Origin of the sequence: Falsiroseomonas oryziterrae (genome assembly GCF_021864505.1) — a bacterium.
In the GTDB taxonomy this organism is placed as follows: domain Bacteria; phylum Pseudomonadota; class Alphaproteobacteria; order Acetobacterales; family Acetobacteraceae; genus Falsiroseomonas; species Falsiroseomonas oryziterrae.
The window spans coordinates 1-8,152 of sequence record NZ_JAKJIB010000169.1 but is presented as its reverse complement, the minus strand read 5'-3'; the positions used below and the strand labels follow the sequence as shown (position 1 = coordinate 8,152).

Below are 8,152 nucleotides of genomic sequence, written 5' to 3'. Positions count from 1 at the left end.
AGGGCGCGACGCTCGGGCGGCTCACCGGCGAAGGCGGCGGCGAGACGCGCCAGCCGGGCGGCAACGGCACCGGCCTGTCCGCCGGCGGCGGCGAGGGCGGCGGGCCGGTCGGCACCTATCGCGGCGCGCGGGGGCTCGATCCCGCCATCGTCGCCGACATCGAGCGCATGTTCGGCTTCGACAAGCCTGCCCATGTCCGCTTCCAGGAGATGCTGGCCGGCTACCTGACCTTCGACTTCGGCCGCTCCCTGTTCCGCGACCGGCCTGTGGTGGACCTGATCATCGAGAAGATGCCGGTCTCCGTCAGCCTCGGCCTCTGGTCCACGCTGATCATCTACCTGGTCTCGATCCCGCTCGGGATCCGCAAGGCGGTGAAGGACGGCAGCCGCTTCGACGTCGCGACCAGCGGCGTCGTGCTGGTCGGCTATGCGATCCCGGGATTCCTCTTCGCGATCCTGCTGGTGGTGCTCTTCGCCGGCGGGTCCTTCCTGCAGTGGTTCCCGCTGCGCGGCCTGTCCTCCCCCGGGTCGGAGCTCTGGCCCTTCTGGGACCGCGTCCTGGACTACTTCTGGCACATGGCGCTGCCGACGCTGGCGCTGGTCATCGGCGGCTTCGCCGGGCTGACGATGCTGACGAAGAACAGCTTCCTCGACGAGATCGGCAAGCAGTACGTCGTCACCGCGCGCGCCAAGGGCAACACCGAGACGAAGGTCCTCTACGGGCATGTGTTCCGCAACGCGATGCTGCTGATCATCGCGGGCTTCCCGGCGGCCTTCATAGGCATCCTGTTCACCGGCGCGCTGCTGGTGGAGATCGTCTTCTCGCTGGACGGGCTTGGCCTGCTGGGCTTCGAGGCCGCGATCCGGCGCGACTACCCGGTGATGTTCGCGACCCTCTACATCTTCACGCTGCTCGGCCTGCTGATGCAGATCGTCGGCGACGTGATGTACACGGTGGTGGACCCGCGCATCGACTTCGAAGCCCGCCGATGACCCCGATCAATCGCCGGAGGATCGAGAACTTCCGCGCGAACCGGCGCGGCTGGTGGTCCATGTGGATCTTCGCCGCGCTGTTCCTCGTCACGCTCTTCGCCGAGTTCATCGCCAACGACCGCCCGCTGGTCGCCCAGGTGGACGGCCGCTGGCTGTTCCCGGTGGTGGTGGACTACGCGGAGGAGGACGTGATCCCCGGCGGCCTGCCCTTCGCGATGGACTGGAAGGACCCCGAGGTGATCGGCGAGTTCCGGGAGAAGGGCGGCTGGGCGGTCTGGCCGCTCATCCCCTACAACCACCGCACCATCGTGCGCGACCTCGGCCGTCCTTCACCGGCGCCGCCCTCGGCGCGCAACTGGCTCGGCACCGACGACCAGAGCCGCGACGTGCTGGCGCGCGTGATCTACGGCTTCCGCATCTCCGTGCTGTTCGGCTTCACGCTGACCATCGTCAGCTCGCTCGTCGGCGTCGCCGCCGGTGCGGTGCAGGGCTACTACGGCGGCTGGGTGGATCTGGGCTTCCAGCGATTCATCGAGGTCTGGTCGGGCATGCCGCAACTCTACCTGCTGATCATCCTCGCAAGCGTCATCGAGCCGAGCTTCTGGACCCTGCTGGTCTTCCTGCTGCTGTTCTCCTGGATGGGATTGACCGGCGTGGTGCGGGCCGAATTCCTGCGCGGGCGCAACTTCGACTACGTCCGCGCCGCCAAGGCGATGGGCGTCGGCGACGTGACCGTCATGCGCCGCCACATCCTGCCGAACGCGATGGTGGCGACGCTGACCTTCCTGCCCTTCATCCTCTCGGGCTCGGTCACCATCCTCGCCTCGCTCGACTTCCTCGGCTTCGGCCTGCCGCCCGGCTCGCCCTCCCTCGGCGAGCTCGTGGCGCAGGGGAAGAACAACCTCCAGGCGCCCTGGCTCGGCATCACCGCCTTCTTCGTGCTCGGCGGCGTGCTGACCCTGCTGATCTTCGTCGGCGAGGCGGTGCGCGACGCCTTCGATCCGCGCAAGCTGCCCGGAGGAGGCCGATGACCGCCGCCTCGACGGATCGCGGGCGATGAGCCCGCCGATCCTCTCGGTCGAGAACCTCTCGGTCGCCTTCGCCGGCAAGCGCGTCGTCGAGGGCGTCTCCTTCGACGTGCGGCGCGGCGAGACGGTGGCGCTGGTGGGCGAGTCCGGCTCCGGCAAGTCGGTGACAGCGCTGTCCTGCCTGCGGCTCCTGCCCGGCGCCGGCGCCAATCCCGCCGGCCGCATCATGCTCGACGGGACCGATGTGCTGGCCGCCGAGGGCGAGGCGCTGCGGCGCCTTCGCGGCGGCGTCGCCGGCATGGTCTTCCAGGAACCGATGACCAGCCTCAACCCGCTGCACACCGTCGGCCGCCAGGTGAGCGAGGCGGTCACGCTGCACCGCCCGATGAAGGGCGAGGCGCTGCGGAGCCGCGTGGTCGAGCTGCTGCGCCGCGCCGGCTTCCCGCAGGCGGAGGACCGGCTGAACGCCTATCCCCACCAGCTCTCGGGCGGCCAGCGCCAGCGCGTGATGATCGCCGCCGCACTCGCCAACGACCCCGCGCTGCTGATCGCCGACGAGCCGACGACGGCGCTCGACGTCACCATCCAGGCCCAGATCCTCGAGCTGCTCGCCGACCTCAAGCGGCGGCTCGACATGGCGATGCTGCTGATCACCCACGACCTGCAGATCGTGCGGCGGCATGCCGACCGGGTCGTCGTGATGCGCCATGGCAGCGCCGTGGAGCAGGGCCCCGTCGCCGAGGTCTTCACACGGCCGCGGCACGACTACACGAAGATGCTCCTGGCGACGGAGCCGCGCGGCCGTCCCGCACCGGTGCAGCCGACTGCACCGTTGGTGATGCAGGGCCGCGACGTGAAGGTGCATTTCCCGATCCGCCGCGGCGTGCTGCGCCGCGTCGTCGGCGTGGTGAAGGCGGTGGACGGCGTCTCCGTCGAAATCCGGGAAGGCGAGACGGTCGGGCTGGTCGGCGAGTCCGGCTCCGGCAAGACGACGCTGGGCCTGGCGATGCTCCGCCTGGAGCAGAGCGAGGGCAGCATCGCCTTCGAGGGCCGTGACATACAGGGGCTGGATCGGGCGGCGCTGCGCCCCCTGCGCGCGCGCATGCAGATCGTCTTCCAGGATCCCTACGGCGCGCTCTCGCCGCGCATGACGGTGGGCGAGATCGTCGGCGAAGGTCTCGCGGTGCACGAGAAGCTCTCGGCCGCCGAGCGCGACGCCCGCGTGGCCGCCGCGCTCCAGGAAGTCGGCCTGGTGCCGGAGATGATGGCGCGCTACCCGCATGAATTCTCCGGCGGCCAGCGCCAGCGCATCGCGATCGCCCGCGCCCTGGTTCTGAAGCCGCGCCTCGTCGTGCTGGACGAGCCGACCAGCGCGCTCGACGTCTCGGTCCAGGCACAGGTGGTGGAGCTGCTGCGCGAGCTGCAGGCGAAGCACCGCCTGGCCTATCTGTTCATCAGCCACGACCTGCGCGTGGTGCGCGCGATGGCGCACCGGATCGTCGTGCTCAAGGACGGCAAGGTGGTAGAGCAGGGCGAGGCGGAGGCGGTTGTCGCCGCGCCGCAACAGCCCTACACGCGCGCCCTGATGGCGGCCGCCTTCGACCTGGCCGCCGCCGAGGCGGACACGGTCAGGACATGAGTGGCGAGGGAAGCAGCGACGACGAGGCCGGCCGGCTGCCGCTGGAGATGATGCGGGAGCTGCTGGATCAGCGGCGCCTGAGGCTCGGCGTGCATATCCGCAAGATGAACTCGCCCGGCAGCCCGGTGTACCGCTATGGCGAGAATGTCTGGCCGGCGGCCTTGATCCTTTTCGGCTCCTTCGCCGCGACCGCCGTGGTGCATTTCTACCTGGGCGCCGCGGTGCTGGCGGTGGGCTGCTGGTGGTGGCTGACCAAGGTGCAGCCGCGCGTGAAGGACGGCGTCTTCGACCGCACCGCGGCCTGGGCGCTGCAATCCGACGCGCATTTCGACGCGCTCTGGGCCAAGGGCGTCCTCAGCCTCTTCGCCGAGCTGCCAGACGGGCGGAAATTCGCGGCGACCCGGCGCGACGACTGGCGCAGCTTCGTGCGCATGGTAGTGCGCGAGACCTCGGCGCCGATGCAGGAGGCCGCCTGATGGCCGTGTTGCTCTCCACCAAGGCGGCGACCATGGCGATGTGGCGCGACGCGCTGCTCGCGGTGGACCCGACGCTCGAGATCCGCATGTTCCCGGATGCCGGCGAGCCCGCCGATATCGAGGCCGCGGTGGTCTGGACCGCGCACGACATGGCGGAGCTGCGGCGCTACCCGAACCTCAGGCTCATCGTCTCGATGGGCGCCGGCGTGGACCACCTCCTGCGCCCGCCCGGGCCGCCGCCCGGCATCCCGGTCGCGCGCCTCGTCGACCGCATGCTGACCACGCAGATGGGCGAGTGGGTGCTGCTGAACGTGCTGCGCTTCCATCGCCAGGACCTCGAGTACCGCGCCCAGCAGCGCGACCGGGTCTGGCTGGAGCTGGACGCGCCGGTGACGGCGGAGCGGCGCGTCGGCATCCTCGGCCTCGGCGAGCTCGGCACCCATGCGGCCGGGCTACTGCGCGGCCTCGGCTTTCCGGTCATGGGCTGGACGCGCCGGCCGAGGCAGGTGGAGGGCGTCGAGACCTTCCACGGCGCGGACGGCCTGGCCGCGATGGCGGCGCGGTCGGCCATCCTTGTCTGCCTGCTGCCGCTGACGCCGGAGACGCGGGGCATCGTGAACGCGGGGCTGCTTGCCCGCCTGCCGCGCGGCGCCTTCGTCATCAACGGCGCCCGGGGCGGCCATGTGGTGGATGCCGACCTGCTCGCGGCGCTTGACAGCGGGCAGGTCGCGGCCGCCGCGCTGGACGTCTTCCAGCCCGAGCCCCTGCCGCCCGAGCACCCCTACTGGTCGCACCCGCGCGTGGTGATGACGCCGCACGCGGCCAGCATCACCATCCCGTCCAGCGCGGCGCCGCAGGTGGTGGAGAACATCCACCGCGCCCGCGCTGGCCGCCCGCTGATCAACCTGGTGGACTTCTCCGCCGGGTACTGAGCCGCCCGGTCAGCCCGCCCGGCGCGACGGGTCGGCCACCTCCGCCGCGATCTGCGGCGGGTTCTCATGCGCCTGCTGCTCGGCGCCGACCATGATGCTGCGCATGTCGCGCAGGAAGGCCGCGCCCTTCAGCGTGCGCTGCACCAGCACGCTGCGGCGATCCATCGGATCCACCTTGCGACGCGCGAGGTCGAGCTCGCCCAGCCGGTCGAGGGCGCGCGTGATCGCCGGCTTGGACACGTTCAGCTCGGCCGCAAGCCCGCGGACTGTGTGCGGGCCGTCGGTCAGGTAGACGGTCAGGAACACGCCGAGCTGGCGCGCCGACAGGTCCGGGCCGTCCCTGCGGACCAGCGCCACCACTGTGTCCCGAAGGATGCCGACCAGAACGTCGGGGTTGGTCTGCGTCGCCATGGTCTCAAATCCTTCCTCGGCACCGTCCCGGCGTCCCGGTGCCCGTTTCCCCGCGGCGCCGGTCCATTCCATGGCGCGCCCCTGCGATAAGCCTTTGCCTGAATGGTCCTCGCGCGAAGCACTCCTTGCAGAGCGTCCAGACCTCGAAAGTTCCCGCTTCATCTTGGTCTTGTTACCGTCCTGCCGCGATTTCCGGGCCACTCATGCGCATCACTGCATCGGCGATGGCCCGCGCGGCCTGCACTTCCCCGCCCTCGGGGCGTCCCGGCCGCGTGCTGTCGTTCCAGGCGTAGAGGTCCACATGCGCCCAGCGCAGGCCTTGAGGAACAAAGCGTTTGAGGAAGAGCGCCGCGATGATCGCGCCGGCCATCGGCTTGGCCGCCACGTTGTTGAGGTCGGCCACGGGGCTGTCGAGCCAGGAAACGTAAGTTCCCTGTAACGGGAGGCGCCACAGGGGATCGTTCTTTGTCTGGCCGGACTGCAACAGTGTGCCCGCGAAGCCATCGTCGTCGGTGAAGAGCGCAGGCAGGTCGGGTCCGAGCGCGACCCGGGCCGCCCCGGTCAGCGTCGCGCAATCCACCACGAGGTCCGGCTGCTGTTCCGCCGCATAGGCCAGCAGGTCGGCCAGCACCAGGCGCCCCTCGGCGTCGGTGTTGCCGATCTCGACGCTCAGCCCCTTGCGGGTGCGGATCACGTCGAGCGGCCGGAAGGCGGTGCCTGAGACGGCGTTCTCCACGGCGCCGACCAGCAGGAGCAGGCGGATCGGCGCCTTCGCCGCCATCAGCATCTCGGCCGCCGCCATCACCGCCGCGGCGCCGCCCATGTCCTTCTTCATGCGGAGCATCGCGGCCGAGGGCTTGAGGTCGAGCCCGCCGGTGTCGAAGCAGACCCCCTTGCCGCACAGCGCCACCAGCGGCGCGTCCTTCGCCCCCTCCCAGCGCAGCACGGCCACGCGGGGGCCGCGGGGCGAGCCGCCGCCCACCGCCTGCACCGCCGGGAAGCCCTCGGCCAGCGCCGCGCCCTCGACGATCTCGACGGTCGCGCCATGGGTGGCGCCGAGCGCGTGCACCGCCTCGGCCAGCTCGGCGGGGCCGAGATGGTTGGCAGGCGTGTTGATCAGGTCGCGCCCGCGGCAGATCGCGGCCGCCTCCCGCAGCGCCGCGTCGCTGCCCGGCGGAGGCACAAGCCTGGCCGGCGCGCGTCCCAGCTGCGACTTCAGCTGCCGGTAGCGATAGCCGCCCAGGCACCAGCCGAGCACCGCGGCGTGGGGATCCGGCGCCCCCTCGATCCGCCACGCCGTGCCTTCGGGGAGGGCGAAGGGGGCGGCGCCGAACGCCCAGGGGCTCGCGGCCTCCTGCGGGTCGCTCCCGAGCCCGAGCACCGCGCCGGCGATGCCCTCCGGTCCCGGCAGGAGGACGAGCTCCTGCGCCTTGGCGGTGAACCCGTGGCCCCGGAGCCAGGCGGCCTGCCCCGGTTCGAGCCGGGCCAGCAGGGCCTCGAGGCCATCGGGCGATGCGACGTTGAGTGTCCGGGGCGCAGCCGACGAATCGGCGATCAGGTCGAGCATGAGGGTTCATCGCACAACTTACGCGGGTGGCGGAAGCGTCGTCACCAGCCTGGCAGCCACAGGCGCGACACCCAACGCGGCGCAACACAGCTGTGATGGATCGCCTTCGGACCGAGAGCGTTCCGATCCTCACCTCGGCAGGCGGGATGGAACGACACCATGGCATTCATCGCGGGCTCGGACGGCAACGACAATCTCGTCGGCACGGGGGAGAACGACACCTTCCTGGGGGCGGGCGGCTCGGACGTCATCACCGGGGGCGGCGGCTTCGACATCGTCGTCTACTGGAGCTCGCCCTTCGCGGTCGGCATCCGGCTCTTCGCCAACGTCACCGACAATGACGGCTTCGGCGGGACGGATCAGCTCTTCGGGATCAGCGGCGCCGCTGGTTCTGGCTGGGACGACATCATCTTCGGCAACGATTTCGGCAACTTGCTGCTCGGGCTGACGGGGAACGACAGCATCTTCGGGCTGGACGGCGACGACCTTATCCGCGGCGCGGAGGGCAACGATTCCCTGGATGGCGGAGAGGGCACCGACCGGCTCTTCCTGTTCGGCAATCGCGCTGATTACACCATCGTGGCGGACGGTGACCGCTTCATCATCACGGATAACTTCCCGGCCGGCCGCGAGCAGAATGACGGCGTGGACACCGTCACGGGGTTCGAGGAGTTCCAGTTCGCCGATCGGCGCATCGCCGTTGCTAACATCCTGGACCCGAACGCGCCCGGCATCGTGGATCAGCCGCCCCCGGCTCCAGGGCCATCGCCGGTCGGCGGCTTCGCGCCGGCGACCCAGGCCAGCAGAGAGTTCGGCTTCGGCGCCTCGGCCGGCGGCTGGTCGAGCAACACCGTCTTCCCGCGCATGATGGCCGACGCGAACGGCGACGGCCGCGACGACATCGTCGGCTTCGGCAATGACGGCGTCCTCGTCTCGCTCAACACCGGCGCGGGCGGCTTTGGGCCGGCCTACTTCGCCTCGCGCGAGTTCGGCTTCGGCGCCTCGGCCGGAGGCTGGTCGAGCAACGACGTCTTCCCGCGCATGATGGCCGACGTGAACGGCGACGGCCGCGACGACATCGTCGGCTTCGGCAATGACGGCGTCCTC

8 protein-coding genes are annotated in these 8,152 nt (G+C 70.7%); 6 read left to right on the top strand and 2 right to left on the bottom strand.

Annotation, left to right across the window (positions count from 1 at the left end):
• The 5 genes from L2I40_RS14010 to L2I40_RS13990 all read left to right on the top strand — a co-directional run.
• Positions 1–992 (top strand): microcin C ABC transporter permease YejB (locus L2I40_RS14010; protein ID WP_237215581.1); only part of this gene is annotated, 992 nt, incomplete at its 5' end.
• On the top strand, positions 989–2,023 hold the full coding sequence (locus L2I40_RS14005; protein ID WP_237215580.1) for an ABC transporter permease: 1,035 nt from the start codon (positions 989–991) through the stop codon (positions 2,021–2,023). The genes L2I40_RS14010 and L2I40_RS14005, both read left to right, overlap by 4 nt.
• A gap of 25 nt (positions 2,024–2,048) precedes the next feature.
• Positions 2,049–3,659 (top strand): ABC transporter ATP-binding protein, encoded by a 1,611-nt coding sequence (locus L2I40_RS14000; RefSeq protein WP_237215579.1) that lies wholly within the window; start codon positions 2,049–2,051, stop codon positions 3,657–3,659.
• Complete coding sequence (locus L2I40_RS13995; protein ID WP_237215578.1) at positions 3,656–4,135, top strand: hypothetical protein; 480 nt, start codon at positions 3,656–3,658, stop codon at positions 4,133–4,135. Before L2I40_RS14000 ends, L2I40_RS13995 begins: the two co-directional genes overlap by 4 nt.
• A complete protein-coding gene (locus L2I40_RS13990; protein WP_237215577.1) occupies positions 4,135–5,067 on the top strand; it encodes a 2-hydroxyacid dehydrogenase in 933 nt (310 codons plus the stop codon). Before L2I40_RS13995 ends, L2I40_RS13990 begins: the two co-directional genes overlap by 1 nt.
• A 9-nt stretch (positions 5,068–5,076) precedes the next feature.
• Here the strand turns inward: L2I40_RS13990 and L2I40_RS13985 are convergent, their stop codons facing one another.
• Both L2I40_RS13985 and L2I40_RS13980 read right to left on the bottom strand, forming a co-directional pair.
• Positions 5,077–5,478: a MarR family transcriptional regulator gene (locus L2I40_RS13985; RefSeq protein WP_237215576.1), complete on the bottom strand. Its 402-nt coding sequence runs from the start codon at positions 5,476–5,478 to the stop codon at positions 5,077–5,079.
• A gap of 172 nt (positions 5,479–5,650) precedes the next feature.
• Positions 5,651–7,045: a leucyl aminopeptidase family protein gene (locus L2I40_RS13980; protein ID WP_237215575.1), complete on the bottom strand. Its 1,395-nt coding sequence runs from the start codon at positions 7,043–7,045 to the stop codon at positions 5,651–5,653.
• Positions 7,046–7,204: 159 nt separating this feature from the next.
• On the opposite strand from L2I40_RS13980, the gene L2I40_RS13975 reads away from it, so the two are divergent.
• The coding region (locus L2I40_RS13975; protein WP_237215574.1) for an FG-GAP-like repeat-containing protein at positions 7,205–8,152 on the top strand (948 nt) is incomplete at its 3' end.

Bases quoted from the DNA above. Each gene is read 5' to 3' on its own strand.
- L2I40_RS13990 (WP_237215577.1), top strand. From the start codon at position 4,135: ATGGCCGTGTTGCTCTCCACCAAGGCGGCGACCATGGCGATGTGGCGC.
- L2I40_RS14000 (WP_237215579.1), top strand. From the start codon at position 2,049: ATGAGCCCGCCGATCCTCTCGGTCGAGAACCTCTCGGTCGCCTTCGCC.
- L2I40_RS14005 (WP_237215580.1), top strand. From the start codon at position 989: ATGACCCCGATCAATCGCCGGAGGATCGAGAACTTCCGCGCGAACCGG.
- L2I40_RS13995 (WP_237215578.1), top strand. From the start codon at position 3,656: ATGAGTGGCGAGGGAAGCAGCGACGACGAGGCCGGCCGGCTGCCGCTG.
- L2I40_RS13980 (WP_237215575.1), bottom strand. From the start codon at position 7,045: ATGCTCGACCTGATCGCCGATTCGTCGGCTGCGCCCCGGACACTCAAC.
- L2I40_RS13985 (WP_237215576.1), bottom strand. From the start codon at position 5,478: ATGGCGACGCAGACCAACCCCGACGTTCTGGTCGGCATCCTTCGGGAC.